The 26,840-nt window shown below is 59.1% G+C and carries 28 protein-coding genes and 1 tRNA gene; 13 read left to right on the top strand and 16 right to left on the bottom strand.

Features of this window, described 5'->3' with window-relative positions; translation table 11 throughout:
• The 4 genes from Q0O99_RS11610 to Q0O99_RS11595 all read right to left on the bottom strand — a co-directional run.
• Window positions 1-633 (bottom strand): DMT family transporter (locus Q0O99_RS11610; protein ID WP_293751655.1); only part of this gene is annotated, 633 nt, incomplete at its 3' end.
• 98 nt (window positions 634-731) lie between these two features.
• A complete protein-coding gene (locus Q0O99_RS11605) occupies window positions 732-2,075 on the bottom strand; it encodes a DASH family cryptochrome (RefSeq protein ID WP_293751653.1) in 1,344 nt (447 codons plus the stop codon).
• 3 nt (window positions 2,076-2,078) lie between these two features.
• On the bottom strand, window positions 2,079-3,677 hold the full coding sequence (locus Q0O99_RS11600) for a cryptochrome/deoxyribodipyrimidine photo-lyase family protein (RefSeq protein ID WP_293751651.1): 1,599 nt from the start codon (window positions 3,675-3,677) through the stop codon (window positions 2,079-2,081).
• A complete protein-coding gene (locus Q0O99_RS11595) occupies window positions 3,674-4,246 on the bottom strand; it encodes a hypothetical protein (protein WP_293751649.1) in 573 nt (190 codons plus the stop codon). The genes Q0O99_RS11600 and Q0O99_RS11595 overlap by 4 nt, the downstream gene beginning before the upstream one ends.
• Before the next feature lie 128 nt (window positions 4,247-4,374).
• On the opposite strand from Q0O99_RS11595, the gene Q0O99_RS11590 reads away from it, so the two are divergent.
• Window positions 4,375-4,869: an Rrf2 family transcriptional regulator gene (locus Q0O99_RS11590; RefSeq protein ID WP_293751647.1), complete on the top strand. Its 495-nt coding sequence runs from the start codon at window positions 4,375-4,377 to the stop codon at window positions 4,867-4,869.
• 12 nt (window positions 4,870-4,881) lie between these two features.
• Here the strand turns inward: Q0O99_RS11590 and Q0O99_RS11585 are convergent, their stop codons facing one another.
• Window positions 4,882-5,256 carry a DUF2237 domain-containing protein gene (locus Q0O99_RS11585; protein WP_293751645.1) on the bottom strand — a complete coding sequence of 125 codons (375 nt, stop codon included), beginning with the start codon at window positions 5,254-5,256 and terminating at the stop codon, window positions 4,882-4,884.
• A gap of 176 nt (window positions 5,257-5,432) precedes the next feature.
• Between Q0O99_RS11585 and Q0O99_RS11580 the strand changes: the two genes are divergently transcribed.
• From Q0O99_RS11580 to Q0O99_RS11570, 3 genes are all read left to right on the top strand, one after another.
• A complete protein-coding gene (locus Q0O99_RS11580; RefSeq protein WP_293751643.1) occupies window positions 5,433-6,188 on the top strand; it encodes a sulfite exporter TauE/SafE family protein in 756 nt (251 codons plus the stop codon).
• A 34-nt stretch (window positions 6,189-6,222) separates the two neighbouring features.
• Window positions 6,223-7,209 carry an NADPH:quinone reductase gene (locus tag Q0O99_RS11575; protein ID WP_293751641.1) on the top strand — a complete coding sequence of 329 codons (987 nt, stop codon included), beginning with the start codon at window positions 6,223-6,225 and terminating at the stop codon, window positions 7,207-7,209.
• A 141-nt stretch (window positions 7,210-7,350) separates the two neighbouring features.
• A complete protein-coding gene (locus Q0O99_RS11570; RefSeq protein ID WP_293751639.1) occupies window positions 7,351-9,108 on the top strand; it encodes an ABC transporter transmembrane domain-containing protein in 1,758 nt (585 codons plus the stop codon).
• Window positions 9,109-9,192: 84 nt separating this feature from the next.
• On the opposite strand, the gene Q0O99_RS11565 is transcribed toward Q0O99_RS11570, so the two are convergent.
• Together Q0O99_RS11565 and Q0O99_RS11560 are read right to left on the bottom strand one after the other, a co-directional pair.
• Complete coding sequence (locus tag Q0O99_RS11565) at window positions 9,193-9,486, bottom strand: RNA-binding protein (RefSeq protein WP_293751637.1); 294 nt, start codon at window positions 9,484-9,486, stop codon at window positions 9,193-9,195.
• A gap of 524 nt (window positions 9,487-10,010) precedes the next feature.
• Window positions 10,011-10,601, bottom strand: a complete 591-nt coding sequence (locus Q0O99_RS11560; protein ID WP_293751635.1) for an NnrU family protein — start codon at window positions 10,599-10,601, stop codon at window positions 10,011-10,013.
• Window positions 10,602-10,798: 197 nt separating this feature from the next.
• Between Q0O99_RS11560 and Q0O99_RS11555 the strand changes: the two genes are divergently transcribed.
• Entirely contained in the window at window positions 10,799-11,125 is a 327-nt protein-coding gene (locus tag Q0O99_RS11555) for a high-potential iron-sulfur protein (RefSeq protein ID WP_293751633.1), read from the top strand.
• Window positions 11,126-11,348: 223 nt separating this feature from the next.
• Here Q0O99_RS11555 and Q0O99_RS11550 read toward each other — a convergent pair whose 3' ends face one another.
• Both Q0O99_RS11550 and Q0O99_RS11545 read right to left on the bottom strand, forming a co-directional pair.
• Window positions 11,349-12,743 (bottom strand): HAMP domain-containing sensor histidine kinase, encoded by a 1,395-nt coding sequence (locus Q0O99_RS11550; RefSeq protein WP_293751631.1) that lies wholly within the window; start codon window positions 12,741-12,743, stop codon window positions 11,349-11,351.
• Between the two features lie 10 nt (window positions 12,744-12,753).
• A complete protein-coding gene (locus tag Q0O99_RS11545; RefSeq protein ID WP_293751629.1) occupies window positions 12,754-13,524 on the bottom strand; it encodes a response regulator transcription factor in 771 nt (256 codons plus the stop codon).
• On the opposite strand from Q0O99_RS11545, the gene Q0O99_RS11540 reads away from it, so the two are divergent.
• Genes Q0O99_RS11540 through Q0O99_RS11530 form a run of 3 tightly spaced genes read left to right on the top strand, consistent with a single transcriptional unit; the run spans window position 13,523 to window position 15,504 of the window.
• Window positions 13,523-13,846, top strand: coding sequence for a hypothetical protein (locus tag Q0O99_RS11540; protein WP_293751627.1), 324 nt, complete (start codon window positions 13,523-13,525; stop codon window positions 13,844-13,846). The two genes, Q0O99_RS11545 and Q0O99_RS11540, sit on opposite strands and share 2 nt — an antisense overlap.
• A 42-nt stretch (window positions 13,847-13,888) precedes the next feature.
• Window positions 13,889-14,266 carry a hypothetical protein gene (locus tag Q0O99_RS11535; protein ID WP_293751625.1) on the top strand — a complete coding sequence of 126 codons (378 nt, stop codon included), beginning with the start codon at window positions 13,889-13,891 and terminating at the stop codon, window positions 14,264-14,266.
• Window positions 14,267-14,271: 5 nt separating this feature from the next.
• Window positions 14,272-15,504, top strand: coding sequence for a ShlB/FhaC/HecB family hemolysin secretion/activation protein (locus Q0O99_RS11530; RefSeq protein ID WP_293751623.1), 1,233 nt, complete (start codon window positions 14,272-14,274; stop codon window positions 15,502-15,504).
• A gap of 199 nt (window positions 15,505-15,703) precedes the next feature.
• Here Q0O99_RS11530 and Q0O99_RS11525 read toward each other — a convergent pair whose 3' ends face one another.
• A complete protein-coding gene (locus Q0O99_RS11525) occupies window positions 15,704-15,988 on the bottom strand; it encodes a hypothetical protein (RefSeq protein WP_293751621.1) in 285 nt (94 codons plus the stop codon).
• A 420-nt stretch (window positions 15,989-16,408) separates the two neighbouring features.
• Between Q0O99_RS11525 and rfbA the strand changes: the two genes are divergently transcribed.
• Window positions 16,409-17,281 carry a glucose-1-phosphate thymidylyltransferase RfbA gene (gene rfbA, locus Q0O99_RS11520; protein ID WP_293751619.1) on the top strand — a complete coding sequence of 291 codons (873 nt, stop codon included), beginning with the start codon at window positions 16,409-16,411 and terminating at the stop codon, window positions 17,279-17,281.
• Window positions 17,282-17,381: 100 nt separating this feature from the next.
• Here the strand turns inward: rfbA and galE are convergent, their stop codons facing one another.
• Genes galE through radC form a run of 4 tightly spaced genes read right to left on the bottom strand, consistent with a single transcriptional unit; the run spans window position 17,382 to window position 21,247 of the window.
• Window positions 17,382-18,392: a UDP-glucose 4-epimerase GalE gene (gene galE / locus Q0O99_RS11515; protein ID WP_293751617.1), complete on the bottom strand. Its 1,011-nt coding sequence runs from the start codon at window positions 18,390-18,392 to the stop codon at window positions 17,382-17,384.
• A 4-nt stretch (window positions 18,393-18,396) separates the two neighbouring features.
• Window positions 18,397-19,533 (bottom strand): formate-dependent phosphoribosylglycinamide formyltransferase, encoded by a 1,137-nt coding sequence (gene purT / locus Q0O99_RS11510; protein WP_293751615.1) that lies wholly within the window; start codon window positions 19,531-19,533, stop codon window positions 18,397-18,399.
• A 2-nt stretch (window positions 19,534-19,535) separates the two neighbouring features.
• Window positions 19,536-20,534, bottom strand: a complete 999-nt coding sequence (locus Q0O99_RS11505) for an adenosine kinase (RefSeq protein ID WP_293751613.1) — start codon at window positions 20,532-20,534, stop codon at window positions 19,536-19,538.
• A 41-nt stretch (window positions 20,535-20,575) separates the two neighbouring features.
• Complete coding sequence (gene radC / locus Q0O99_RS11500) at window positions 20,576-21,247, bottom strand: DNA repair protein RadC (RefSeq protein ID WP_293751611.1); 672 nt, start codon at window positions 21,245-21,247, stop codon at window positions 20,576-20,578.
• A 129-nt stretch (window positions 21,248-21,376) separates the two neighbouring features.
• Between radC and Q0O99_RS11495 the strand changes: the two genes are divergently transcribed.
• The 4 genes from Q0O99_RS11495 to Q0O99_RS11480 all read left to right on the top strand — a co-directional run bounded on the left by Q0O99_RS11495 (window position 21,377) and on the right by Q0O99_RS11480 (window position 24,221).
• The gene (locus Q0O99_RS11495; RefSeq protein ID WP_293751609.1) at window positions 21,377-21,820 is read left to right on the top strand and encodes an FKBP-type peptidyl-prolyl cis-trans isomerase; all 444 of its coding nucleotides are present in this window, start codon (window positions 21,377-21,379) and stop codon (window positions 21,818-21,820) included.
• Entirely contained in the window at window positions 21,820-22,797 is a 978-nt protein-coding gene (gene ispH / locus Q0O99_RS11490) for a 4-hydroxy-3-methylbut-2-enyl diphosphate reductase (RefSeq protein ID WP_293751607.1), read from the top strand. Before Q0O99_RS11495 ends, ispH begins: the two co-directional genes overlap by 1 nt.
• Window positions 22,790-24,097 carry a serine--tRNA ligase gene (gene serS / locus Q0O99_RS11485; protein WP_293751605.1) on the top strand — a complete coding sequence of 436 codons (1,308 nt, stop codon included), beginning with the start codon at window positions 22,790-22,792 and terminating at the stop codon, window positions 24,095-24,097. Before ispH ends, serS begins: the two co-directional genes overlap by 8 nt.
• 34 nt (window positions 24,098-24,131) lie before the next feature.
• Window positions 24,132-24,221, top strand: a tRNA-Ser gene (locus Q0O99_RS11480).
• A gap of 213 nt (window positions 24,222-24,434) precedes the next feature.
• Here Q0O99_RS11480 and Q0O99_RS11475 read toward each other — a convergent pair.
• Both Q0O99_RS11475 and Q0O99_RS11470 read right to left on the bottom strand, forming a co-directional pair.
• A complete protein-coding gene (locus Q0O99_RS11475) occupies window positions 24,435-25,181 on the bottom strand; it encodes an alpha/beta hydrolase (protein WP_293751603.1) in 747 nt (248 codons plus the stop codon).
• A gap of 1,030 nt (window positions 25,182-26,211) precedes the next feature.
• Window positions 26,212-26,634, bottom strand: coding sequence for a BLUF domain-containing protein (locus Q0O99_RS11470; protein WP_293751601.1), 423 nt, complete (start codon window positions 26,632-26,634; stop codon window positions 26,212-26,214).
• Window positions 26,635-26,840: the final 206 nt, after the last annotated feature.

Genomic DNA, 26,840 nt, shown 5'->3' with positions numbered 1-26,840 from the left:
GGCATAGCCCAGCAGGGCCAGGGGCAGCGTGGCCAGGCCTTGCGCTGTGGCCCAGACGCGTGGGTTGCGATCGGGGTGGCCGCGCAGCCAGTCGGCATTTTTCAAGGGGTACCAGGTCCAGCAAACCACCGCACCCACGGCCAACGCGGCCCCGGTGATGTAGCGGCCCGTGTCGGCCTGCGGGTTTTGCAGCAGGGCGGCCCACTCCACATGGTTGACGCAGGCGATGCCGAGCAAGATCAGCGCCAAAGGTGGGGCTAATTTAAGCCATGGAAAGCGTCCATCGCGCTGGTGGTTGAGAAAGTTGGCTGCAACCGCGATCACTACCGGCAAGGTGCCGATGATCATGGTGGGCAGCGCACCACCCGCGCGCTGGAGGGCGCTGGCCAAAAACAAGTAGTAAAGCACGTTGCCAATCGCCGCCAGCTTGAGCGCGGTCAGCCAGTCGGCGCGGCACAGGCGCTTGATTTCGGCGCGGTCCACATAGGCCAGGGGCAGCGCGATCAGGCCAAAGGCCAGATACCGACCAAAGGTGTGCAGCGCTGCGGGGTATTCGGGCAGCAACAGCGGGCCGACAAACACCAGACCCCACATGAGACCAGCGGCCAAAGAGAAAAGCACGCCGGTCAGCATGCTGCGGCTCTGAGCGGGGGGTGATCAAGGGCGCAGAGCGAGGTGAGAAGCGTCATGCTGCGCATTATCCTTGTGCCCGCAGCGGCATGTTGGCCGTCTCAGTTTGAAAGCCAGGCTTTTTGAAACCGACCTTGTGGATCGTGGTCTTGGGTTTGTTTGGTCGGGTTGAAGCGGCGGCCCACACGCGGGTCGGTGCCGCGCCCGCTCACGTACAGCCAGTTGCCTTGGTTGCTGCACACATCAAAGTCCACCAGCTGCGACTCGAACCAGGCCGCGCCTGCCCGCCAGTCGCAAGACAGGTCGTGCACCAGAAAGCTGGCCACGATTTGGCGCATGCGGTTGGAAGTGAAACCCGTGGCAGCCAACTCGCGCATGCCCGCGTCGACGATGGGCTCGCCCGTTTGGCCTTGGCACCAGCGCTGAAAATCTTTGGGGAAGTGCCTGGGTTTAGGTAAGTTGGACAAACCCCGCGCGGCATAAAGTTGCGGGCCGTGTTGCAAGTGCAGCATGCGGAAGTTGTCGCGCCACAGCAGCTCAAACCAGAGCCAATAGGTGCCGTCGTTGCTGCCGTGCTGTTGTTCGTAGGCATCGAGGTCTGCCCAAATACGGCGGGCCGACAGCGCACCCGTGGCCAGCCAAGGCGACCAGTGGCTGCTGGTGTGCTGGCCTTGCAGGGCGTTGCGGGTTTGTTTGTAGCGGTCGGGCCATGGGGGTGTAAGGTAGCTTTGCAGGTGGGCCAAAGCGCTGGCTTCGCCGCCCCGGTATGAGGCTTGGGTGTAAGGAAAATTCGAGCGTGGGTGCGCGTCTTCTTGGGCGTTGTCCTCGGTGTGCACTTGCAGCAGCGTGAAGGCGTCTTCGGTCCAGCCGGGGAATCTCTTCCATGTGGTTGATGGTTCACTTGGAGGCGCAGGCAGCAAGGTTGGCGTGGGTAAAGGTGCCAGCGGTTGGAGCCGCGCCGATTCGATGCGCTGGCGAAATTCGGTGAAGACCTGCGGCATGTCTTCGGCCGCAAAGGGCAGGGCGTTGGGCTCAATCAGGCTGGACTGCCACAGGGTTTTGACGGTGAGGCCTGCGTCGATCAGGGCCTGCACTTGCGCCTCTTCTTCGGGCGCAGCGATGTCTTCGCAAAACACGGTGTCGGCTTGGACCAGGCGTGCGCAGGCGGGCAGCACTTCGGTCACAGGGCCATGCAACATCACCAAGCGCTGGCCCAAAGCATGCAGCGTGTTTTGCAAGTCTTGCAGCGTGTCGGCCACAAAACGCCTGCGGTGCGCGCCCATGCGGCGAAAGCCCCAGACGGTGGATTCGTCTTGCACGGGTTCGTGCACATAGACCAGCAGCAGGGCTTGCTGATGGGTTTGGGCATGTTCAATCGCTTGTTTCAAGGCGCGTTGGTCGTGCAAGCGCAAGTCGTTTCGAAACCAAAAAAGCGTGGTGTGCATGGCTTAAAAGTCAAAGCCCAGCTGGGCGCTGGGTGGGGTGTTTCTTAAAGAGGACTTTGCAGACTTTCGGTGGCCGGTCTTTGGGGTGTCTGAGTCGCGGGTGAACACGTCACGTTGGTGGCCAGTGCCGTGTTTGCGCGAAGCGTGTTTCTCGACAATGGCTTTTTTGCCCGCCTTCACACCGGGTTCGGCGCGACGGGCGTGCAGCGCGGCTTTGGATGCACGCGTGGCTTCGGCCAAATCGACCACCGGCAGGGGGATGTCGGACTCGGGCCCGCTGCCCACCGTCAGGCCGCAGTGGCGTTGCACCTCGGGTGGCATCCGCCAAGGCTCGAACAACCAGGTGTCAGGCACGCGGCGCATGTGCGGCAGCCAGCGGCGCACAAAGATGCCTTTGGGGTCGTGGTCTTGTGCTTGTTTGATGGGGTTGTAAACCCGCGTGGTGTTGATGCCGGTGGTGCCCGATTGCATTTGCAGCTGGCTCCAGTGGATGCCGGGTTCGTAGTCCAGAAACTGGGTGGCCAGCCAGTGGCCCACGGGCCGCCAGTCGAGCCACAGCGGATAAGCCGCCACCGACACCAGCATGGCGCGCATGCGGAAGTTGAGCCAACCGGTTTGGTAGAGCATGACCACACAAGCGTCCACCATGGGCCAGCCGGTGCGTGCTGAGGTCAGGGCGGCAAAGTGCGCGTCGCTCCAGCCGTCTTCGCGCAGGCCGTCGTAACCCCGGTGCATGTTGCGCCACTCGATTTCGGGCTCGCTTTCGAGCTTTTGGATGAAGTGGCAATGCCAATACAAACGGCTGATGAAACCCGTCAGGCCTGCGCGGTGCCTGCTGGCTTGCGGCGGCAGGGCGTCGAGCGTAGCGCGGGTGCTTTGCACCACTTCGCGCAGGCTGATGCAGCCATAGGCCAGGTAGGTCGAGATGCGTGAACACGCCGTTGGCGATGACAGCGGCGAGGAGATGCCGCCTCGGTAGCCCAGCGCCCGCGCATCCAGAAAACTGTGCAGTGTCTCTAGCCCCAAGCTTCGCCCGCCGCGCTGGCGCTGGGTGGGGTTGTGCTGCAGGCCAAGGGGTGCGCTCATGCTTTCGGGGCCATGGTTTTCAGGGGGCGCAAAGAACTGCAGCGCGGGCAAGACCACTTGCGCTGCGGCCATGTGCGATTCCCATAGGGCTTGCCAGGAGTTGCGGCTTTTGAGGCGGCGCACCACGCCAAATTGCGGCAGCTCGGTCCAACCCACGCCCGCGCTGCGGCACCACGCGCCCACTTGCAGGTCGCGTTGGTAGGTGAAGGCGTTGCCAGTTTCTTGGTGTGCCACCAGTTCGGCAAACGGTGCTTGTGCATGCAGCGCGCCAAGCACCTGCACTGCAGACCCCATGCGCACTTGCAAACTGCCGCCCAGTGAGCGCAGTTCTTGGTCCAGCTCAGTCAAAGATTCCCGCACAAACTCGAAGTGCTGTAAGGCCGCATCGGGCTGCGCCCACAGAGCGGGTTCAACCAGGTACAGGCAAAGCACGGGGCCTTGGGCGGCCGCGTGCGCGAGCGCCGCATGGTCGTGCAGGCGCAAGTCGCGTTTGAACCAGACCACGCGGTACGTCATGGCCTGGTCCCGAGGGCCGAGACAGGCCCCAGTCCATCTGGCCCCGGACCATAACGCTGCGGATCGACCTGCACGCAATCGAGCAAGGCTTTGGGCAGCGCGGGCGCTTTCTCGCCCAGGTAACGCCGCACCAGGTCGCCGCTGTGCCAAGGCGCGGTCGAGCCGCTCCACACCGCCCGGTCTTGCACGCGCCACTGCTCGCCCTGCAGGCGCAGCACCACCAGGCTGGGGTTGAGTGTGTCAAAAGCCACCTCGGCCACACTCCAGCCGTCTTGCTGCAACAGCTGCAGCATGCGAGCGCTGCGCGAATCGGGCAAGCTGTGTTGCTGGATCGCCAGCAGGATGGCCTGGGCTGTGGGGCTGTTGGGGGACAGCGTGGCGCGCGGTGCCCCAGCGTTGCAATTGCTTTGCCAAGCCCGTGTTTGTTCGGCTGCCCAGCCCCTCAAGTCGTAGCGTTGGCCGTTCACCTCCAGCAGCTGCCCGCCGTCTTGGCTCACCCAGTCGACGTGGCTGTCGACCACCAGCAGGGCAGTGATCAACGCCACGATGGCGGCCACATGGCGTTTCATGCCCTGCAGCCCCGGTTTTTTTGTACTGAAATATCACGCATTTTTATGAATTTCATGCTGATTAAAAATTTATGAGTTGTTTTGTGACTACTTGGTCATAGAATATCTCACCGATACAGGAGAAGACCATGATCCAGAAGAAAACCGTCAAAGCCCTTGACATCGCTGTGTTCATCACTTCGCGTGCGGTGGTCAAACCCGTGACCACCGAAGAGATCGCCAACGGTCTGGGTTTGTCGTCTTCGTACACCGAATCGATTCTGAAAGAGCTGCGTGAGGCGGACCTGATCCGCGCCCACCGCGGCCCGGGTGGCGGCTACCAAATTCGCGGCAACCCGGAAGACATCAGTTTGTGGGACGTGGTGCAGCACTTTGAGGAGTTGCACAGCTTTGATGCCCTTTACCCCGATGGCGACCACCCGATGAAAGCCCTGGAAAGTGACATCCAGAGCAACATGCAAGCTTTGCTGCAAGCACAAACCTTGTCCGATGTGGCCGTGCCCTTCATGCCGACCGATGTGCGCTTGTCCTCCATTTTGGGGCAGTTTCGCCTCAAGCCCTTGCCTGCTCCGGTCATGCCGCGCGCGCCCAATTCGGTGTTTCAGCTCAGCATGATGATGTGAGACGGGCCCCGCTCAATGCGGTGCCCAGGCGAACTCGCGCAGTTGTGCCAAAGTCACGTACTTCAAGGCTGTTTCGTGTGTGCTCTCCAGCACCACCGGCGGGGCCACCTCGGCCTGCAAGGCTTCGCGCCAGCGTAAGGCGCACAAACACCAGCGGTCTCCCGCCTTCAGGCCCGCAAACCGGTATTCAGGTCGTGGCGTGACCAGGTCGTTGCCTCGCGAGACTGAAAAATCCAGAAAAGCCTGCGTGACTTTGGCGCAAATCACATGCGTGCCGGTGTCTTCGTCGCTGGTGTTGCAGCAGCCGTCCCTGAAGTAACCCGTGAGCGGGTCGTATGAGCAGGAGATCAATTCACCGCCGAGAACGTTCAAGCCGGAGCGAGTCATGGGGGTCCAAGTACAAGTGGATAAGAAACGTCTATTGTCCGGTGGTCTGCACGCGCTGTCAGAACTGCCGGGTAAAGGGGCAGCCGGTTGCAGGGTTTTGGGTGGCGCCTTGGGACAGGCGCGAGACAGGTGCGTGGAGGGCGGGTCGTTAAGATAGAAAGCCCGGCCCCATGACCATGAACTTTCCACTCATCACCGACCCATTTTTCTACCTGATCGCTGTTCCGGCCGTGTTGCTTTTGGGGGTGAGCAAAAGTGGTTTTGGTGCTGGCTTTGGTTCTTTGGCCGTGCCCATGATGGCGCTGGCCGTCACGGTGCCGCAGGCGGCCGCGATTTTGATGCCCGTCTTGCTGGTGATGGACCTGCTGGGCTTGGCCGCTTTTCGCAAGGACGTGGACCGAGCGCTTCTGCGCTTCATGGTGCCCTTTGCCATGGTGGGCATTGTGCTGGGGGCCTTGTTGTTCAAACTGCTCGATGCGCAGCGGGTGGCGGCCATTGTGGGGGCGTTTACTTTGCTGTTTTTGGCCCAGCAAATGCTCTTCAAACCCGACCCCAACGGCCCACCGCCGCCGCGCTGGCTGGGTGGGCTTTTGCTCATCACCTCGGGTTTCACCAGCTTTATTGCGCATGCGGGCGGGCCACCGGTCAACGCCTATGTCATGCGCCAAAAACTCAATCCCATTTTGTACACCGGCACGTTGGCGTACCTTTTTTTCTTCATTAATATGGCCAAGTGGGTGCCCTATGCTTGGCTGGGTTTGTTGGACTCGCGCAACTTCGCGACCTCTTTGGTGCTCTTGCCACTGGCCCCGATGGGCGTGTGGTTGGGGGTGCGCGTGGCGCGTCACCTGCAGCCCGATTTGTTTTACCGCCTGATTCGTCTGGGCATGTTCCTCACGGGCTGCAAGCTCCTGTGGGACGGCTGGCGCTGAGCAGGCCTTTTTTTTCATCCTCAGGAGACCTTTCATGAAAGCAGCCTGGTACAGCCGCAATGGCGAAGCCCAAGACGTGATGCAGGTGGGCGATTTGCCCACGCCCAGCCCCCAAGCCGGTGAGGTGCTGGTGCGCCTGGCCACCTCGGGCGTGAACCCGTCAGACGTCAAATCGCGCCGCGCGCGTCCCGTGAACGACCCCCTCATCGTGCCGCACAGCGACGGCGCTGGCGTGATCGAAGCCGTGGGGGCTGGCGTGCCTGCCGCGCGCGTGGGCGAGCGGGTGTGGCTGTGGAACGGCCAGTGGCAGCGCGCCTTGGGCACCTGCGCGCAATACATCGCCTTGCCTGCTGCGCAGGCGGTGGCCTTGCCAGCGGGCACTGACTTTGCAGCGGGCGCCTGCATGGGCATTCCGGGCCTGACGGCGGTGCAGGCGGTGATCTTGGCCGAGCGTCTGAGCGGTGATTTGCGTGGGCAAACGGTGCTGGTCACCGGTGCCTCATCGGCGGTGGGTCACTACATCACGCAAATGGTGACGCAGGTGGGAGGGCGGGTGATCGGCACCGTGGGTTCTGAGGCCAAAGCCGCGCACGCCCGCGCAGCAGGCATGCAAGAGGCGATTTTTTACAAGACCGAATCGGTGCCCGAACGCGTCAAGGCCGTGACCCAAGGGCGTGGGGCCGATGTGATCATCGACCTGGATTTCTCGACCACCGCCGCCTGGGCCTCGCAAGGTGCTTTGGCCCCACACGGTCAGGTCGTGTGCTACGGCTCGAACGCGCTGGAAGTGCCGCTGCCGTTTCGGCCCTGGCTTTACCAGTCGATGGGCGTGAAGTTTTTTCTGGTCTATGACCTGACACCGACCGACCGCCAAGCAGCTGTGGCACGTTTGTCGAGTCTGTTGGCCGCCCAGCAGTTGCAGCACAGCATCGGCGCACAATTCACGCTGGACCAGGTGGCCTTGGCGCACCGCACGGTGGAGGCGGGGCAGACGGTGGGCAATGTGGTGATCGGACTTTAAACCCGGTGCGGCGGCTGAGCCAAAGGGAGGTGGTGGCCCTGAAGCCAAGGCGGCGCAAAGCGCCCGGGCACCCGTCGGTTTGCCGTTATGCTTGATGAGCTCATCAAGTTTCCTGTTTTGTCCCGGTTTTTCTGATCGCTCATGGCTGCTCCTCATCAATCGCTTTCGGGCCTGCTCCCTTTCTTCAAGCCTTACCGCGTCGGCTTGGGCTTTGCGGCCCTGTTTTTGTTGCTGGCCGCTGGCACCACATTGGCGTTTCCTTGGGTTTTACGCCAATTGATCGACCAAGGGCTGTCCACGGGTGCATCGGCTGAGCAGTTGTCGGGCAACTTTTTGCAATTGTTTGCCGTGGCCGCGGCTTTGGCGGTGTTTTCTGCCGGGCGCTTTTACATGGTGAGCTGGTTGGGCGAGCGCATCACCGCCGACTTGCGCAACGCGGTGTACGGCCACGTGCTCCAGCAGAGCCCCGCTTTTTTTGAAACCACGCAATCGGGCGAAGTGCTTTCGCGCCTCACCAACGACACCACCTTGGTTCAAACCGTGGTGGGTTCCTCGTTTTCCATGGGCCTGCGCAACCTGGTCATGGGCACCGGCGCGCTCTTGATGCTGGTGTGGACCAACCCCGTGCTCATGCTGCAGGTGGTGGCGGTGCTGGCGGCGGTGATTTTCCCCAGCGTCTACCTGGGCCGCCGGGTGCGCCGCTTGTCACGCGCCAACCAAGACCGGGTGGCCGATTCCAGCGCCATGGCCTCTGAGGTGCTCAACGCCATCAGCGTGGTGCAAAGTTACACCGCCGAAGGCCGCGAGACGCGCCGCTTCATCGAGTCGACCACGAAAGCCTTGGGCACGGCACTCAAGCGCATCCGCGCGCGTTCGGTGCTGGTGGGCTTCATCATCATGGCGTCCAGCGCGGTGCTGCTGTGGGGCTTGTACATGGGCACGCTGGCCGTGCGTGCGGGCACCAGCACCGCAGGCCAGCTGGGCGAGACGGTGTTTTACGTGATCTTGCTGGCCAGTGCCTTTGCGGTGCTGGGCGAGGTCTACGGCGACATGCTGCGCGCGGCCGGTGCCACTGAGCGCCTGATGGAGTTGCTGCACACCGAGTCCAACCTCAAGGTCTCCGCTCAGCCACAAAAAGCACCTTGGCCGCAAGGCGGCTCATCTTTGCAGCTCGAATCGCTGCGCTTTCATTACCCCTCGCGCCCTGGCACCTGGGCGCTGGACCAACTCAGAGGCCAGATCCGACCGGGCCAGACGGTGGCCGTGGTGGGCCCGAGTGGCGCGGGCAAAACCACCTTGTTCGATTTGCTGATGCGCTTTCATGACCCGCAATCGGGCCGCATTGTGCTGGACGGTGTACCGATCGACCAGATGGACTTGCACGACCTGCGCGAGCGCATGGCCATCGTGCCGCAGGAGCCGGTGATTTTTTCTGGCACGGTGATCGAGAACATCCGCTACGGCCGCCCCGAGGCCAGCTTAGAAGAGGTGCTGGCCGCCGCCGAGGCCGCGTACGCGCAAGAGTTCATCCGCGAATTGCCCGAGGGCTTTGACACTTACCTGGGCGACCGCGGCGTGCGCTTGTCGGGCGGACAACGCCAACGCATCGCCATTGCACGGGCCATCCTGAAAAATCCACCGCTTTTGCTGCTGGACGAGGCCACCAGCGCGCTCGATGCGCAAAGCGAAAAAATGGTGCAAGCCGCGTTGGACAAAGCCATGGTCGGCCGCACTACGCTGGTGATTGCGCACCGCCTGGCCACGGTACAACGCGCCGACGTGATCTGGGTGCTCGAGCGCGGCCGCCTGATGGAGCAAGGCACCCACGCCGAGTTGCAAGCCAAGGGTGGGCTTTACGCCAGCTTGGCCGCGTTGCAATTCAACACTGGCCACGGCTAGCCTGCGTTTTGCCGACAGCGCAGCGCTGGCGCAGACACAAAAAAAGCCGCTGTGAAGCGGCTTTTTTGAAGACGACTGAAAAAATCAGTTGCGGGTGTCGCGGTAGCCGCTGCCGTAGCCGGTGCTGGGCTCTTTGGGCTTGGAGATGTTCACCACGATCGAGCGACCGCTGACCGACATGCCGTTCAATCCGGTGATGGCGGCCAGGGCTTCTTCGGCGCTGGACATTTCGACAAAGGCGAAACCTTTGGAGCGACCGGTGTCACGGTCCATCATGACTTTGGCCGACAACACGCCACCAAACTCGGAAAAGTTTTGACGCAAGCTGGCGTCGTCGATGGTGTAGGGCAAGTTGCCCACGTAAATTTTGCTGCTCATGGTTGAGCCTTTCAGAGAGGTGGCATGGCAGCTTCAAACCAAAGCCGACATGCAGGAAAAAGCGACTTCTTGACAGAAGCCGCAGGGAAACGTGCAAAGCCTTTCGGTTTCAGCACATGGGTTGGGCTTTAGAACTGTTTTGCAGCCAGTCGCGCGTCGTGTCGAGGACGCGTTGCGCAGAGGCTAAGGCAGAGGTTCGGCCAAGGCCAGAACAAAAAGAGGGTGTCGAGGGCAAAACTACCGGGGAGCCCGAACGGGTGGGTATCGGAGAAATCAAAGTCAATCGAGTCGCAAACCATCCAGGGGCTTGCGCAGAGCTGTGAGAAAAATACCTGAGCCTGCAGCTCAACAGGGCAAGGTGGTCGAGGTCAATCGAAGCTTGTGCAAACGCCTTGTGAGCAGAATGCGTGTTGTCCAAAGGGTGATGATGAACAACCGGTGATCTTATTCCTGAGTGGAATAAAAGTCAATTTTTTTAATTCCAGCGGTTTGAAGGCCGTCAAGTCCTTCGCGACGCAGTTTGCTCAGCCGGCCCGTGTGAAGGGCATCACGCCCACCAGCCACAGGTGCAAGCCACCCATCAAAAATGCCGCCCAGACGCCTGTGCCCAGCGCGACCGTGATCAAGGTGCTCATGACCTTGCCCTCAGGCGCGCTGTGCAGGCTTTGGCGGTCGCGCTTGCGAGCGGCGCGAAAGACCAACACCGCCCAGATGAGGAAACCACCGAACAAGAGCACATCGGCCAAGTTGCCATTCGACAGCAAATGGCCCAGCGCCCAAACTTTGACCGACAAGGTCATGGGGTGACGCAGTTTGGCTTTGATGTGGTTGCCAGGCACATAGCTGGCCAACAGCAAGACCATGGACAGCCACATCAGCAAAATGGTGGCGTGCTGCATGCCGCGTGGCGGCGTCCAAAGCATCACCGGGTCAAGCCGTGCTTGGCTGTAGCCATGCACCAGCAAATAAAGCCCCAGCACGGAGACTGCCGCGTAAACGGCCTTGAAACCCAGCGAACCCCAGCGGACGATGCCGTTTTGGCGCAACTGCGGGGCCAAGCTTTGCAATGAGTGAATGCCCAAAAAAAGGGCCAATCCAATGAGCAGTTGCAGCATGTCAAAACCTTTGTGTCAGATGCGTTTGAAACTCAGACCGCATTCTGACATGCCCCTGCCCTGGGCGGATGACCTGTAAAAGCCCGGACTTTCCTGTGTGATTTGCTCGGGTATCCGGCCCCGCGTGACAAGGTAACTGATGTGGCGCACAATGAACTGTCCAGTAATTTTTTGACACACCCTTCGAGGAGTTTCGCATGTCCCGTTTCACTTCCACCCCCTCCACCCGTCGTGTCTTCATGATGCAAGTGGCCACCGCTGCCACGGCCGTTCTGGCGGTCGGCGAGGCGGCCGCCCAAGCCATGGTCGACGAAAAAGACCCACAAGCTGCGGGCCTGGCTTACAAAGCCGACGCCAGCAAGGTTGACAAAGCCAAATTTCCAAAAATGGCGGCGGGTGCCAACTGCGCCAACTGTGCCTTGTTCCAAGCCAAGGCCGGTGCTGCTGCCGGTGGTTGCCCCCTGTTTGCCGGCAAGCAAGTGGCCGCCAAGGGCTGGTGCTCGGCTTGGGCCAAAAAGGCCTGATGCCTTGGCTGGCTCGAGCGGACAGCGCCGTCCGCTTGGGTTCATGCTCACCGCCTTCGGGCGGTTTTTTTATTCCGAAGCCCTGTTGCAGGTACGGCGTTTCCCCTGCTGAGCTCAACGCAGGTCAAGCGGCTCAGGAATAAGCCAGCGGATCGTGCTCCCCAAACGCTTTGATGCTCTCCCGATCAATGACTGAAGTTTCGTGAAAACCTACAGCGATCCCTTATGCCGATATCGGCAAACAAAGAGTGATCCCAACACGGTTATGGGTGGCGTCGATGGCGATGGATCCCCCATGCACTTTGGCGATTTCTTGGCACAGGCTCAGCCCCAAGCCATACCCGTTGATGCCTTTGGCGAGGGCATCTGGTCCTCGGTAGAAACGGTCAAAAGCTCGACTTGAGAAATCTGCGGGGATCATTTCGCTGGGGTTTTCAAAGCACAACAAAAGATGGTCATCGTGTTTTCGGAGTGTGATGCGCAGCCAGCCTTTGTCGATGTTGTAATTGATCGCATTGGTGTAGAAGTTGTGTATCACTTGCAGCAAAAGTAGGCGATCCCCTTGGCAGCAGAGACTGGGTTCGATGCTGTGTTTGATCTCGATGCGTTCGTCAAAAGAGCGCGCATCTTGAGCCCAATTCCAGACCAATTGGCTCAGGTCCAAAGTTTCTAATTGAAGCTTGATGCTGTTGGCATCGGCTTGCGAAAGCAACAACAATTTGGCGGAAATATCGATCAAATGATCCACTTGATCGGCGATGACACGCATTCGAATTTGAGTCCCAGAGCCCATGGGCAGCTCTGTGATCATTTCTTCAGCATGGCCTCTCAAAATCGTCAACGGCGTGCGCAATTCGTGGGAGGCGTCGGACGCAAAGCGGCGAGCTTTGGTGAAACTTTTTTGTAACCTTTGTCGAAGTTCATCAAAGATTTTCAAGAAATCGTCGAACTCGTAAAACGGACTGTTCAACTCAGTTGCCCGATCCAAGTGCTGTGGCTCCAAAACCGTCAGCGTTTTTTTGATGGACTGAACGGGTTTCAACAAAAGTTGTGTCAGATAAAAGGTCAGTAAGGCAATGCTCAACAAAATGAATGGCAGCGTGTAGATCAAGTTGCGATCGCGCAGCCCCCGAACGTTGACCACCATTTCCAAAGTGGCGGAAGCGGGCGCAAGCAGGTAGTTCGATGGGATATTGTCGTTTTTCCGGGCCACGTACCACTGGTCATTGCCTTTACCGACGATCCCAATGCGTCCATTTGGATGGTTTGTCTTGACCGGCTCCTCAGTTTCAGTCAGCTTTTCACAAACTGCGCTTGTCAATGAGGTGCTAGAGGGGGACGCACTGCAAAAGACGTAAGTTTGAATCAGCGAACGTGTGATGTCGGTGGGACCACTCTGATTGAAGGCGCAAATTAAAAACGCCTCTTTGTCATTCATGAGATGGCCACACCCCACAGCGTCTTGGACTAAATTGGCTTCTATTTGTTGTGTCAGTTGAGACCGTAAAAAATATTGGCTGACCTGTCTGTTGATCAAGATGATGACGGCGGTGGCGATGAAAACTTGGAAAAAAACATAAACCTTGAACGATTTTTTGACGGGTTTATTGAAAAACATAGACATTTTTTTAGGCACTATTTTTCATCCGATATCCAACACCGCGAACGGAGTCAATCGGTAACTCAGCGTTTGTGTTTTGATGGCGGGTGAGTTTTCGCTTGATTCTTTGTATGCACACGTCCACCACATTGGTGTTGGGGTCAAAGTCGATTTCCCAGACATGCAGCAAAATTTGTTTTCTTGAAAAAATATGCCCTGGAGAACGCATGAGCAGCTCCAACACGCTGAACTCACGCTGGCTCAAGGTGGCATTGTTTCCCTGCCAATGTGCTTGCCGACTGACCCTGTCAAGGCGCAAATCACCAACCACCAAGCTTTGTTCAATGATGCCCTCTCTTTTGGCCAAAGCGGCACGGACGCGAGCAACCAGTTCTTCCACATAAAAGGGCTTGGGGATGTAGTCGCAAGCGCCCAATTCAAACCCCAATAAGCGGTCGTCCAAGTCCCCTTTGGCACTCAAAATGAGTGTAGGGATCCATTGAGACATTTCTTTCATGCGCTTGAGCAAGGTCAGCCCATCCAACCCAGGCAGCATCAAGTCCAAGACGAGCAGGTCGTACAGCCCTGTTGCGGATTTTTCCAAGCCGATTAAGCCATTGTCGGTGTGGTCCACATCAAAGTTAGCCTGACGCAATGCATTGATCACCAATGCGCTGATTTGTGCATCGTCCTCAACCAACAGTACTTTCATCTTGACCAAGCCTCCATCGCCAACAGCAAAGCCACTTGTTGAAAAGTAGCCGGGGAAAAAATCCATATTTCCGAAGAGAAGCACCATGACTGCTGCGGGCGTTGGCAGCAAACAGGGCCAAGCTGGGTGCAATTCATCGGTTCAGATCTGCCAGCAAACGCCTGGAGTTGTCTGGTTCATTGACCCAGCAACTTCATTTTATAGAGCTGTTGGCCTGTTCAATGATTTAAGAAAAATGACAATGCCGTTACTTAAATTCAAATTCAGACTTTTATTGATTTTTTTTGTTTTTCATCAATTAGCATCCCTTCATCAGAATCAAATCGCTGATCTTGTAGAGCACTTTTTCGGGGAAAAAGTAGCGATTCGCTGGCAAAAGAATGACAGTTTTGCCAATTTTATGGGGTGATTGCCCGGGTTGATGAAGGTGAGATGGAAGATGAAAAAAGTCATGACGGACAAGCCTCATGAGGCCAGCCCTGTGGAAAATGAACAAGCTCAGCCAACTCCTGCACCTGTAGAAGGCCACCCCATCACGGGGCGTGGTGTGTTTGTGGTTCAAATTGTCAGCGGTGGTGTGGCTGTGCGATCCAGCATGTTGGTCGAGGGTGACCGTTTGGTCGATATGCCCGCGATTTTTCCGGATGTCCATTACGCCATGGCTCAAATCGATGAGCTTAAAAACTTGGTCGCGCGTCACTTTGCCGAAGCGGCGCAATTGGGCACCCAAATGATTGCGGCCCAAGCCCAAATTCAGGCCCAATCGGCGGCCGCAAAAGACGAGCCACCTCAAGCCAACGCACCTGCAGCTGCGGGGAATGCTGGATGAGGGAAATGGCTTTTAAGCCCATTCGCGGGGCCATTTTGCTCCTGGGCTTGGCTTGGACGCCGTGGCTTTTGGCGCAGTCCAGTCCCAATGTGGTGCCGGACGCTGGATCTATTCAGCGCGACATCCAAAAGTCGCTGCAGCCCAAAGCACCGGTTCAGACCCAACCGATCGCCGTTCCGGCTGCGCCTGTGGCGGCTTCTGGGGGTGTCACGTTCAAGGTTCAGCGCTTTGACGTGCAAGGCGGTCAAGTCATGGAAAAGAAAGCCATCGATGCCGTGTTGGCTCAGTGGTTGGGCCGTGAACTGGATTTGACTGAGCTGCGCCGCGTGGTGCCGGCGCTAGAGGAGGCATACCAACAACTGGGCTGGTTGGCGCAGGTGAGTTTGCCGCCGCAAGACATTCAAGACGGTGTGGTGCGGTTGGTGGTGACGGCGGGCCTGATGGGTGTGCTTGAAATCGTGGACCGTTCATCGCTACCGATCGCGGCCGAGCGCGTTGAAAAAACCTTTGGTCAGGCCTATGTTCTAGGCACGCCGCTGAATTTGCGGCTGCTGGAGGGTGCCTTGAACGTGGTTCAAGCCTTGCCGGGCGTCAACGCCAGCGCCTCCCTCAAAGCCGGCAGTTCCCCCAACACCACCGATGTGGTGGCCACCATAGAGCAAACGCCCGCATGGGACGGGTCAGGCTCGCTGGACAATTGGGGCCACGCCCGCACAGGTTCGGACCGTGCCAGTCTGAACCTCAACTGGAACAACCCCAGTGCGCATGGCGACCAGTTGTCGACCAACCTGATGGCCACACAAGCTGTGAACTACGGGCGTTTGGCCTACAGCGTGCCTGTGGGCTACAGAGGCGCTCGTCTGGGCCTGTCGTATTCGAACATGCGCTACCACTTGTTGGGGGGCGTCAACGACCCGGTGGTGTCTGGCATTGCCCTCACCGAGGGCGTCGACTGGAGTCGGCCCTTGTTTTATTCGCGTTTGGTGCGGGTGGCGGCATCAGCCCAGTTCAACCGTTCACGTTATGCCGACATCACCAACGGCTTTGAGTCCCAACGCCAAGTCCAATCGGGTGTCTTGGGCTTGTCGGGTGAATGGACTTCAGTCAGAAAAGCCAGCGCTTTTTGGCGCATGAGCTGGACCCATGGCGATGCCGATCTGTCGGCCAATCCATCGAACCAAAAAGACGATGCTGACGGACTCCAAACACAAGGTCGGTATCACAGCAAGTGGGGTTAACGCAAATCGAGACGCTGGGGCTGGCTGACTTCACACTGTCGAACTCGTCGTTGCGCAGCGATCGCAGTGACTATGTCTTTAAACCGCCTGTGATTGACAGCGTGGTTGCGCGCATCAACTCCGCATTCACCGTGCCGCCTGTGGCCACCTTGGTTCAGGTTCAGACGCCTCAAGTGGCAGCGCCTGTCTCGACCCCCATTCAAGGTGGTGGTTTGGCAGCAGCAGCGGCCCCTTCGGCCGCCTCGCCTGGCGCATCCCCATCTGCGGGTGCCGCGACCACCAGCACAGGCAGTGCCAGCAGCACAAGCACTGCAGGAACGTCAGGGTCCAGTGGCTCAACGGCTACATCAAGCGCTGAGGGGGCTGCCGGGTCTAACGCTGCTTCAGGCGCTTCTGCCTCTGCCGGATCCTCAGAGGCGAAAAGCTCTGCGGGTGCTGATGACAAGGCGGCCGAGAACAAGTCTTCTTCAAATGCTTCAGACAATAAAGATGGCAAAGAGCCCAAGCTTGCCGACAAAGCGGTCGAGCCCAATGCAACAGCCGGCAGCGAGCCCACCGTGCAGGTGCGTCAGCCGGTTGAAAGGACCGTTGAAATCAAAACCGAGTCAACCCCTCCGGTCGAAATTCGCACCATTCCTAATGTTGTGTTGGAAGTCCCAGAAGGGGTGACCCGGCCCATTGCGCCGCTTGTCCCACAGACCAATGTGCCACCACCCGTACGCGTGCAAATTCAGCCCAATTGAGGGTTGTTCGGGGCGTCTGCCCCGTGTCGAAATTCATCCGGCGCTGCGACGGAATCCGGCAGGCGAATTCTCCACTGCGTGTGGCTTGACCATGCCATCGCGTGCTGCACCTGGCCGGCATGGCCCGTTCATGTCAAGCGGGGTGGCCTAAAATGAATTCCATGACAAATCGAAAAGGCATCATCCTCGCAGGCGGCTCTGGCACCCGTCTGTACCCCGTGACCCAAGCGGTGAGCAAACAGCTCATGCCGGTGTACGACAAGCCCATGGTGTATTACCCGCTGACCACGCTCATGCTGGCGGGCATTCGCGATGTGCTGCTGATCAGCACCCCGCAGGACACGCCACGTTTTAACGAATTGCTGGGCGACGGCAGCCAGTGGGGCATGAACATCCAGTACGCGGTGCAGCCCAGCCCCGATGGCTTGGCGCAGGCTTTCATCATTGGCAAGGACTTTGTTGGCCATGACCCGAGCGCCCTGGTGCTGGGCGACAACATTTATTACGGTCACGATTTGGTGAAGCTCTTGGCCAATGCCAACGAACGCACCCACGGCGCCAGTGTGTTTGCCTACCATGTGCACGACCCGGAGCGGTATGGGGTGGTGGACTTTGATGACCAGCAACGTGCCTTGAGCATTGAAGAAAAGCCCAAGGCCCCCAAGAGCAATTACGCCGTGACGGGCTTGTACTTTTACGACCAGCAGGTGTGCGACATCGCCGCCGACATCCAGCCCTCCCCCCGTGGTGAGTTGGAAATCACCGATGTGAACAAGCGCTACCTTGCGCTGAACCAGCTCAACGTGGAAATCATGGGCCGGGGCTATGCCTGGTTGGACACAGGCACACACGACAGCTTGCTCGAAGCCGCAGGCTTCATTGCCACGCTGCAAAAGCGCCAAGGTTTGATGGTGGCTTGCCCTGAGGAAATTGCTTTCACGCAAAAGTGGATCGATGCGGCGGCCGTGCAGAAACTGGCCGCGCCCTTGGCCAAAAACGGCTACGGCCAATACCTCTTGAACTTGCTGAAATAAGCCACTTGCATGCGGGTGCCGCCTGCGCTGAGACGACCCCACACTCAATAGCCCAGCGTCCAGGCCATGGCGGGCGGCCATGGCTGAGCGCTTGCTTGGGTCAATACCCTTTGGGGTTGTTCGATTGCCAGCGCCAGGCGTCCTGGCACATGCGCTCAACGCCCAGCTGCGCCTGCCAGTCCAGCGCTTCTTGGGCCAGGCGTGTGTCGGCAAAACAAGCGGCCACATCACCAGGGCGGCGCTCCACAAAGCGGTAGGGCACAGGCACATCCGTCACACGGGCAAAAGTGTCGGCCAGTTCTTTCACACTCACGCCGCGTCCGGTGCCCAGGTTGACGGTGATGCTGGCTTGGCGGTCATGCAGGTACTTGAGCGCGGCCAGATGCCCCTGCGCCAGATCGACCACATGGATGTAGTCGCGCACCCCTGTGCCATCGGGTGTGGGGTAATCCTGGCCGAAGATGCTCAAAAACTCACGTTGCCCCACCGCCACTTGGGTGATGAAAGGCATCAGGTTGTTGGGGATGCCATGGGGGTGTTCGCCGATGGTGCCGCTGATGTGCGCACCCACCGGGTTGAAGTAGCGCAGGATGGCCACATGCCAGCGTGGGTCGGCCTGTTGCAGGTCGCGCAGGATGTCTTCGCAGATCAGTTTGGTACGGCCGTAGGGGTTGGTCACTTGCAGGCGGCTGCCTTCGGTGATGGGCACCTGCTCGGGGTCGCCGTACACCGTGGCGGACGAACTGAACACGATGCGGCGTAAGTTCGCGCGGTCCATGGCTTGCAGCAAGGCCAAGGTGCTGCCCACGTTGTTGTCGAAGTAGCGCAGCGGTTGGGCCACCGACTCGCCCACGGCTTTGAGGCCCGCGAAGTGGATGACGCCGTCGATGCGGTGTTCGGCAAAGATCCGGTCGAGCGCGGCGCCATCGCGCACATCGGCCTGCATGAAGCTGAAGTTCTTTCCTGCGAGGGCCTCGATCCGGTCGAGCACCTTGGCGCTGCTGTTGCACAGGTTGTCGACGATGGCCACCTGGTGCCCCGCGTTCAAGAGTTCCACCACCGTGTGCGAGCCGATGTAGCCCGCGCCGCCCGTGACCAGGATGTTGCTCATGGGTTTAGACCACCACCGAGATCTTGGCCGCGGCTTCGCGTGCGCGCTGCAGGGCGTTCGCGCCTTGGGCCAGCGCCACGGCCATTCGGCGGTAAGGCCGCGTGGTGGGTTTGCCGAAAATTCGCACGTCGACGCCCGGCTCGCTCAGGGCAGCTTCGACGCCCGTGAAGCGGGGGTTTTGGCCATCCTTGTCGGCCAGCACCACGGCGCTGGCCCCTTCCTCGCATTCAATGTTCGGGATCGGCAAGCCCAAAATGGCCCGGGCGTGCAAATCAAATTCGCTCAGGTTTTGGCTGATGAGGGTGACCATGCCGGTGTCGTGAGGGCGGGGGCTCAGTTCGCTGAAGATCACTTCGTCTTGCGTCACGAAAAACTCCACGCCAAACAAGCCCGCTCCCCCTAGGTCGGTGGTGACTTTTTCGGCCATTTGCTGTGCTGCCAACAGTTGCTCGGGCTTCATGCCTTGAGGCTGCCAGCTGTATTGGTAGTCGCCACGCTCTTGCACATGGCCAATGGGTGGACAAAAAAGGGTTTGACCGTTGCGCTGGCGGATGGTGAGCAGGGTGATTTCAAACTCGAAGTGGATGAACTCTTCGACGATGACTTTTTGGCGGTCGCCACGCATGCCAGCGCAGGCGTAGTCCCAACTGGCTTGCACGTCGGCGGCGGTTTTGGCGACGCTTTGGCCTTTGCCCGATGAGCTCATCACGGGCTTGATGACGACCGGGAAACCGATTTCGGTGGCTCGGGCCTGCAGCTCGGTGGCCGAGCCGGCGTAGCTGAATTGAGCGGTGCGCACGCCCAGACCCACGGCCACATCGCGGATGCGGTCGCGGTTCATGGTCTGGTTGGCGGCGCGGGCGCTGGGGATGACTTCAAAGCCTTGCTTTTCCACGTCCAGCAGCACTTCGGTGCGGATGGCTTCGATCTCGGGCACGATCAAATCAGGTCGGTATTTAGCAATGGCGGAGCGCAGTGGGGCTTCATCGAGCATGCTGAACACGCAAAACTCGTCAGCCACTTGCATGGCGGGCGCACCCGCATAGCTGTCGCAGGCGATGACGTGGCAGCCCAGGCGTTTGGCACTGATGACGAATTCTTTGCCGAGTTCACCAGAACCCAAAAGCAGTATTTTTTTCATGTTCAGGCCTTCTGGAAGTCGGCATGAATCTGCTGCAGTTGCGCTGCTGTCAGGCGGTTGCCGTGCTGGCTGACCACCGCAGCGGCTGCGCGGTTGGCCAGGGCTGCCGCTTGCGCCGGGTTTTGGCCGTGGGTGATGCCAAACAAAAAGGCACCGGAAAACATGTCGCCGGCACCATTGGTGTCCACGGCTTGGGTGGGCACGGCGGGCACTTCGGTGCGCTGCTGGCCTTGCACAACGACGCAGCCCTTGGGGCCGCGCGTCAGGCACACGGTTTTGGCCAAAGCCGACAGCTGGCCAATGATGGCGTCCAGATCGGTGGTGCCGCACCAGGTTTGCGCTTCTTCTTCGTTGGCAAACAAATAGTCCAGGCCGTCGCCGATCATGGCATCGAGGCCTGCGCGGCAGAAGTTGATCATGCTCACATCGCTGAGCGTCAGTGCCGTGGCCACCTTGTGCTCGATGGCGATTTGGCGGCCTTGGACAGCGGCTTCGAGGCCCGAGGGCGAAGCCGCCAGGTAGCCTTCCATGTAATAAATTTTGGACTTGGCAATGTCTTGCGGGTGCAGGGCCGAGGCGTCCAGCTGCGAGGTGGCGCCTAAAAAGGTGCACATGCTGCGCTCGGCGTCGGGTGTGACCAGCACCATGCAGCTGCCGGTTTGGCCTTCTTGCGCTTGTGTGTGGGTCAGGTTGGTGGCCACGCCGTTGGCTTGCAGGTCATGGCTGTAGAAAGCACCCAATTCGTCGTCGGCCACACGGCACGAATAAAACGCTTTGCCGCCCAATTGGGCCAGCGCCACCACGGTGTTGCCGGCCGAGCCGCCACCGGTGCGGCGAGCGTGCAGGCCTTGCACATGGGTCAGCAGTTCGGCGCGTTGGGGGGTGTCAATAAGCGTCATGTGCCGCTTGCTCACACCCATGGTGTTCAGCAGGTCATCGGAGACTTCGTATTCGGTATCGACCAGGGCGTTGCCAATGGCATAGAGGTGGTAGTGGGACATGACGGGTTTCAAAAATGAAAAACACCGAGTTTAGCGGTCGCTCACATCAAGCCCAGCTCTGCCATGGACAAGGCCTGCCCTTGACCCACAATGATGTGGTCAAGCACGCGCACATCGACCAGCGCCAAGGAGGCCTTGAGTGTCTGGGTCAGGTGCTCGTCGGCCCGGCTGGGCTGCACCGAGCCGCTGGGGTGGTTGTGCGACAGCACCACGGCGGCCGCCTGGTGGTGCAGGGCGCGCATGACCACTTCGCGGGGGTAAACGCTGGTCTGGCTGAGGGTGCCCCGAAAAAGTTCTTCCATGGCCAACATTCTGTTTTGATTGTCCAGAAACAGCACCGCGAAGACTTCGTGGTTTTTATGGGCCAGTTGCAGCTGCAAATACTGTTTGACGGCGTCGGGTGTTTCGAAGGCCTCTCGCTCCTTCAGGCGCTGGCTCAAGGCCCGACGGGCCAGCTCGAACACGGCCAGCAGCTCGGCCTGTTTGGCCGGGCCCAGGCCCTTGACCAATTGGAGTGACTGCACGGTGGCCTGCAACAAGCCCGCGATGCCGTCCGGCCCCAGCAGTTCTTCGGACAGCTGAAAGACATTTTTGCCCACCATGCCGGTGCGCAGCAAGATGGCCAGCAACTCCACGTCGCTCAGCGCCTGCGGGCCACGGGCGAGCAATTTTTCGCGCGGGCGCGCGTCGACCGGCAAGTCCTTCATGCTCATGCGTTGCTCCTCCCTGGAGCGACCTCGGTCCTTTTATTCCCTTGGGTGGGGCTGCTTGGCCGGGTTTTTTTACAATAATGGCTCCTTTATGCCCGTTTGGCCGCGTTTGCGGCATTCCAGAAAACCCTTATGCCCATTGTCGAACCCGGTTCTTTTTTGACGCTTCACTACCGCCTGGCCGGGCCGCAGGGCGACATCATCAACACTTTCAATGAGAAGCCCGCCACCCTGTCGCTGGGCTCGGGCACCTTGTCGCCCGCCCTCGAGCAGCGCTTATTGGGCTTGGCGGAAGGCACCCGAGTGGTGATGGAGATCCCGGCCGGCGAAGCCTTTGGCGAACGCATTGCTGACATGCAGCAATGGGTGGCCCGCAAACTGCTGAACGAATTGGGTGATCGGACCGAAAAATACGTGGCAGGCGATGTGGTGCAATTCCCCACGCCCGATGGTTTAGGCTCGTATGCGGGCACGGTGCTGGAAGTGAATGCGCAGGGCGCGGTGTGGTTTGACTTCAACCACCCCTTGGCCGGTCAGACTGTGACCTTTGAAGTTCAACTGATTGGAGTGCTGTGATGACATCTGAAGTGCTGTTGGCCGAGCCGCGTGGCTTTTGTGCCGGGGTGGACCGTGCGATCGACATCGTGGAGCACGCGCTCACCAAATTTGGCCGCCCGATTTATGTGCGGCACGAGATCGTGCACAACACCTATGTGGTGGATGATCTGAAAACAAAGGGCGCGATCTTCATCGAAGAGTTGTCCGATGTGCCGCCTGGAGCCACACTGATTTTCAGCGCCCATGGGGTGAGCCGGGCGATCCAGGACGAAGCGGTACAGCGCGGATTCAGGATTTTTGATGCCACCTGCCCCTTGGTGAGCAAGGTGCATGTGGAGCTGGCCAAGCTGCACAAAGAGGGCTATGAGTTCATCATGATCGGCCACAAGGGCCACCCTGAGGTGGAAGGCACCATGGGCCAGCTGGACAGCGGCATCCATTTGGTGGAAGACGTGGAAGATGTGGCGCATGTGCAACCTGCGCAGACCGAGTTGTTGGCCGTGGTCACGCAAACCACCCTGAGCGTGGACGATGCGGCCGAGATCGTGGCCGCCGTCAGGGCGCGCTTTCCGCAAGTGCGCGAGCCCAAGCAGCAGGACATTTGCTATGCCACCCAGAACCGGCAAGATGCCGTCAAGCTCATGAGCCCCATGGTGGACGTGGTGATCGTGGTGGGCAGCCCGACCAGTTCCAACAGCAACCGCCTGCGCGAGCTGGCCGACCGCTTGGGCACGCCCGCCTACATGGTGGACAGCGCGGCCGACCTGGATTCCACCTGGTTTGAAGGCGCCCAAAAAGTGGGGCTCACCGCCGGTGCCTCGGCCCCGGATGTGCTGGTGCAAGACGTGATTCAGCGCCTGCGAGCCATGGGCGCGGTGTCGGTGCGCACCTTGGACGGCATTCAGGAAACCATCAAGTTCCCGCTGCCCAAGGGTTTGAAGATAGACACCCCAGAAAGCCCGGAAGCTGGCTCACTACAATCGCCCCATGCTTGATATTGTTCTTCTCCGCAAAGATCTGGACGCCGTGGTCGTGCGTTTGCAGACCCGAAAAAATCCTCAGCTCTTCCTGAACGTGGACGCGTTTCGCGCTCTGGAAAGCGAGCGCAAAACGCTGCAAACCCGCACCGAAGAGCTGCAAAGCCAGCGCAACAGCCTGTCCAAGCAAATTGGCATGCTCAAGGGCAAGGGCCTGCACGCCGAGGCCGAGGCCGTGATGGCGCAAGTGGGCGCGATCAAAGACGAGCTCGATGCTTCGGCCCAGCGCCTGGAGGTGCTACAGGCTGAGCTGCAAGACCTGCTGTTGGCGGTGCCCAATTTGCCGCACGAGAGCGTGCCGCTGGGCGAGGGTGAAGAAGGCAACGTGGAGGTGCGCCGTTGGGGGACGGTGCGCAGTTTCGACTTTGAGCTCAAGGACCATGTGGACATCGGCGAAAAGCTGGGCCTGGACTTTGCCACCGGCACCAAGTTGACCGGTTCGCGTTTCACCTTCATGCGCGGCCCTGTGGCCCGTTTGCACCGCGCGCTGGCGCAGTTCATGCTGGATGTGCAGACCAGCGAGCACGGCTACACCGAGTGCTACACGCCTTACATCGTGAACGCTGAGACGCTGCGCGGCACGGGCCAGCTCCCCAAGTTCGAGGCCGATTTGTTTGCGGCCAACAAAGGCGGCCAAGAGGGCGAAGAAAGCCAGGCGCTGTACCTGATACCTACCTCAGAAGTGACCCTCACCAACGTCGTGCGCGACGAGGTGTTGGCCGAGAGCGATTTACCGATCAAGCTCACGGCACACACCCCGTGCTTTCGGTCCGAGGCGGGCAGCGGCGGGCGCGATGTGCGTGGCTTGATTCGGCAGCACCAGTTCGACAAAGTCGAGATGGTGCAAATCGTGCATCCCGAGCACAGCTACGAAGCGCTGGAAGCCATGACAGGCCACGCCGAAGCCATTTTGAAAAAGCTGGGCTTGCCTTACCGGGTGATGAGCCTGTGCACGGGTGACATGGGCTTTGGCGCGAGCAAGACCTATGACTTGGAAGTCTGGGTGCCTGCGCAGAACACCTACCGCGAGATCAGCTCGGTGTCCAACTGCGAGGCTTTTCAGGCACGCCGTTTGCAGGCACGCTTTAAGAATGCCCAAGGCAAAAATGAGCTGGTGCACACCTTGAACGGCTCTGGTTTGGCCGTGGGCCGTGCGCTGGTGGCGGTGCTGGAGAACTTCCAAAATGCTGATGGCACCGTCACAGTGCCCGAGGTGTTGAGGCCCTACATGGGCGGCTTGGAGACGCTGTCGGCCTGATAGAATATTGGCTTCGACAAACGAAACCGAACCAGGAGAGGTGGCAGAGTGGTCGAATGTACCTGACTCGAAATCAGGCGTAGTGGCAACACTACCGAGGGTTCGAATCCCTCCCTCTCCGCCAGTACAAAGACCTCAAACCTGCTCAGCAGGGTTGCCTGGCGCTCAGAGCCCCGCTCCACGCGGGGCTTTTTTGTTCCTGCCCTCTGCATCCACGCACATCCAGCACGCAGCCACATCCGAGTCGACGACTTGGAGATTGCACCTGGGCCGAATATAGACCCGTCAAATCGATCTTGAAATTGTCGCCGTCCACATCCGCGTTGAGCGATCTTTCTCATCTGGTCCCCGGATGAGGCGGCGGAAGGACCGATGTCACCAGCGCGGGATGGGTCAGCAGCAGATTGTGCTGCGCGTTCTCAATCTGCCGGTACGCATGCATTGGCAACAGGGAGCGAACTTCGGCCACATCACGCAGGGGAACGATTCGGTCGGCGCTGCCCGCCACCACGAAGATCTCAGATGAGCTCGATTGCAGGCTTTGGTAGTGTTCCCTCTGCGGGCCCAGCGTTCGGTTGGCAAACATGGAGGCCAAGGCATCGGCGTATCCTGGCGCACGCGCCTCGCTGATGAAGCGCCAGGTCAGATCCTCAGCCCCAATGGCTTGGTACCTGCGTGCGCGGCGTCGCTCCAGTACCGGAAGGCCGACATGGCGCATCATCAGGCCGCCAATGCCAGGCAGCGAGAAGACTTGGCCCCAGAAGGAGTTCGCCATGAAGTCCAGGAGCGGCGCGACCAGCACCAATCGCTCGATGCGCTCGGGTCGCTGGCTGGCCATCGCAGCCGCGAGCGCCGCGCCAAACGAATGACCGAGCAAGGTCAGTGGGCGGTGGGAGCCAATGCCGTCCAGGACCTCCAACGCCTGTTCAAGAAAGAAGCTGAAGTCATATCGGACTGCAGGGCGGTCTGAAAGCCCGTGCCCGAACAGGTCGAATCGGATGGTCCTCCAGCCTGCGGACCGGAGATGCGGGATCAGTCGGTCGAACTCCCATGCCGGAACCGTGGCGCCGTGCACCAGCAGCATCGCAGCTTGATCGTCCTGACCCTCTTCAATGACGTGGGTCAGCCCCCCTCTGAGCGGCAGGTAGCGGCCGCGACCGTTAACCCTGAGCTCATCGAGTGAGGGTTGCCGCACTTTGGCCTCGAAAATCCATCTCTAAGAAATCCATGCAGGTATAGCCCATGGTGCTGCTTAGGTGTTCATTTTTAATTCAAGTTCCCTCTGTAGGTCAATCCAAGCTGGATCAAAACTCAGCTTTTTAGCCATGGATGAACTGGCTTCGACAACCCGCCAAAAAGGGGCTACGTCCCGGGTGCTGACCGTACGGCTGTATTCCTCCCATGAGTGCTCAGCCACGATTCTTAAAAAAAGGATGTAGAGACTGGGCACGTCGCGTCACAGTTGTTTTTCTCGGCTAATTTGCGCCTGAATGCCTGAATGCCTGAATGCCTGAATGCCTGGATCGACATGGTGTAGCCAGGCGTGATCGTCTTGAGTTCTGCCGCGATCTCAACTGGGCATGAAATGTGCAATTTGGACCCTTTGGGGATTCCCGCGAAATCCTTCTCGATGATCACATCATGGGGCGGTTTTGCCTTCATCTTTTCACCCCATGTTTTCTTTGCTCTTGGCATAGCTGGCTCCTGTTATCTGGTTCGGCTTCAGTATGCCGATTCCAGTCTTTAGTGCAAACAATCCCCGGGAATACACTGATCCATCGGAGTGCAAAAATCTGACTCGAATTCGAATCTCTGACCCCACAAAAAATGGGTACTGGAAACTCATGCCACAAGTGGCTGTCTCAACTTTTAGAGCAATGAATTGAACCTCAAGTGCTTGATTTGCCTGCCCATCAAAAACTTAGACGGTTTGTGATGAAGCATGTTCTGCCCCGCCAGTACAAAGACTTCAAACCTGCTCAGCAGGCATTGAGGCAGCCTCAGGCCCCGCACCACGCGGGGCTTTTTGGATTGGGATTTTGACAGCGAACTGCTGCTGCGGCACGGGAAAGTCGTTCAAACCCCGTTTGTCTTACAACGTGACTTCTTTCAAGTCACGCATCCATCATGGTGATTGGGCTGCTTGATTTGATCAATACATCCAGCAACGACATGGCGTCGTCTGCTGAGGCTGAGTAAGGATCAAATTCTGGATGCGCCATCTTGACCATCGGATCATCTTTGTCCAGATGAACGAGTGCCATGGTCCACTGCTCAAATTGTCGGTGCTTAATTTCTTTCATCGACAATAACTCGATATTTTGGTGCTGGCGGTCCCCTATGATGCGAGAGTAAAGACGGTTGACTTGACTTCTTTCACCCTCTAATGCCTGCAGCCATAAGCCCGCGCCTTGGCACAAAATACCGGTGATATTGGCCTTTTTGTTATTGGTTTGGGATTTCACTAAGATCGACGTCGTGACCGTCGTAGTGATCGGTCCTACAGGCTGGCTGACATATAAAAGGCTTACCAACATGTGTGATTTCTTTCATGGTTTGGGAAAGCAATCTGCGGCGGTCATTGGGTGATTGTCTGTGCCCAAAGCCATCTTACTTGAACTGCTTGGATGCAACCGGCACAAAGCCACAAGGTGGCATGCATTTGATTCATTGGACTGGCAATGAGCGGTCACCGACAAGCTTAAGCGGGGCTGATGCTTTTCTCGGTGGCCTCTTGCTCCCT

Source organism: Limnohabitans sp. Rim8, from assembly GCF_945901735.1.
Classification (GTDB): Bacteria; Pseudomonadota; Gammaproteobacteria; order Burkholderiales; family Burkholderiaceae_C; genus Limnohabitans_A.
This window is presented reverse-complemented; position numbering and strand designations above follow the sequence as displayed.

Coding starts and splice junctions, on each gene's coding strand:
- serS (WP_293751605.1), top strand. CDS start 22,790: ATGCTTGATATTGTTCTTCTCCGCAAAGATCTGGACGCCGTGGTCGTG.
- Q0O99_RS11560 (WP_293751635.1), bottom strand. CDS start 10,601: ATGCTGCAACTGCTCATTGGATTGGCCCTTTTTTTGGGCATTCACTCA.
- Q0O99_RS11595 (WP_293751649.1), bottom strand. CDS start 4,246: ATGAAACGCCATGTGGCCGCCATCGTGGCGTTGATCACTGCCCTGCTG.
- Q0O99_RS11545 (WP_293751629.1), bottom strand. CDS start 13,524: ATGGTGCTTCTCTTCGGAAATATGGATTTTTTCCCCGGCTACTTTTCA.
- Q0O99_RS11505 (WP_293751613.1), bottom strand. CDS start 20,534: ATGTCCCACTACCACCTCTATGCCATTGGCAACGCCCTGGTCGATACC.
- Q0O99_RS11575 (WP_293751641.1), top strand. CDS start 6,223: ATGAAAGCAGCCTGGTACAGCCGCAATGGCGAAGCCCAAGACGTGATG.
- Q0O99_RS11550 (WP_293751631.1), bottom strand. CDS start 12,743: ATGTTTTTCAATAAACCCGTCAAAAAATCGTTCAAGGTTTATGTTTTT.
- Q0O99_RS11600 (WP_293751651.1), bottom strand. CDS start 3,677: ATGACGTACCGCGTGGTCTGGTTCAAACGCGACTTGCGCCTGCACGAC.
- galE (WP_293751617.1), bottom strand. CDS start 18,392: ATGAGCAACATCCTGGTCACGGGCGGCGCGGGCTACATCGGCTCGCAC.
- Q0O99_RS11565 (WP_293751637.1), bottom strand. CDS start 9,486: ATGAGCAGCAAAATTTACGTGGGCAACTTGCCCTACACCATCGACGAC.
- Q0O99_RS11530 (WP_293751623.1), top strand. CDS start 14,272: ATGGCTTTTAAGCCCATTCGCGGGGCCATTTTGCTCCTGGGCTTGGCT.
- Q0O99_RS11470 (WP_293751601.1), bottom strand. CDS start 26,634: ATGTTGGTAAGCCTTTTATATGTCAGCCAGCCTGTAGGACCGATCACT.
- Q0O99_RS11585 (WP_293751645.1), bottom strand. CDS start 5,256: ATGACTCGCTCCGGCTTGAACGTTCTCGGCGGTGAATTGATCTCCTGC.
- Q0O99_RS11475 (WP_293751603.1), bottom strand. CDS start 25,181: ATGCTGCTGGTGCACGGCGCCACGGTTCCGGCATGGGAGTTCGACCGA.
- Q0O99_RS11580 (WP_293751643.1), top strand. CDS start 5,433: ATGAACTTTCCACTCATCACCGACCCATTTTTCTACCTGATCGCTGTT.
- Q0O99_RS11590 (WP_293751647.1), top strand. CDS start 4,375: ATGATCCAGAAGAAAACCGTCAAAGCCCTTGACATCGCTGTGTTCATC.
- Q0O99_RS11570 (WP_293751639.1), top strand. CDS start 7,351: ATGGCTGCTCCTCATCAATCGCTTTCGGGCCTGCTCCCTTTCTTCAAG.
- rfbA (WP_293751619.1), top strand. CDS start 16,409: ATGACAAATCGAAAAGGCATCATCCTCGCAGGCGGCTCTGGCACCCGT.
- Q0O99_RS11605 (WP_293751653.1), bottom strand. CDS start 2,075: ATGCACACCACGCTTTTTTGGTTTCGAAACGACTTGCGCTTGCACGAC.
- ispH (WP_293751607.1), top strand. CDS start 21,820: ATGACATCTGAAGTGCTGTTGGCCGAGCCGCGTGGCTTTTGTGCCGGG.
- purT (WP_293751615.1), bottom strand. CDS start 19,533: ATGAAAAAAATACTGCTTTTGGGTTCTGGTGAACTCGGCAAAGAATTC.
- Q0O99_RS11555 (WP_293751633.1), top strand. CDS start 10,799: ATGTCCCGTTTCACTTCCACCCCCTCCACCCGTCGTGTCTTCATGATG.
- Q0O99_RS11535 (WP_293751625.1), top strand. CDS start 13,889: ATGACGGACAAGCCTCATGAGGCCAGCCCTGTGGAAAATGAACAAGCT.
- radC (WP_293751611.1), bottom strand. CDS start 21,247: ATGAGCATGAAGGACTTGCCGGTCGACGCGCGCCCGCGCGAAAAATTG.
- Q0O99_RS11495 (WP_293751609.1), top strand. CDS start 21,377: ATGCCCATTGTCGAACCCGGTTCTTTTTTGACGCTTCACTACCGCCTG.
- Q0O99_RS11540 (WP_293751627.1), top strand. CDS start 13,523: ATGACTGCTGCGGGCGTTGGCAGCAAACAGGGCCAAGCTGGGTGCAAT.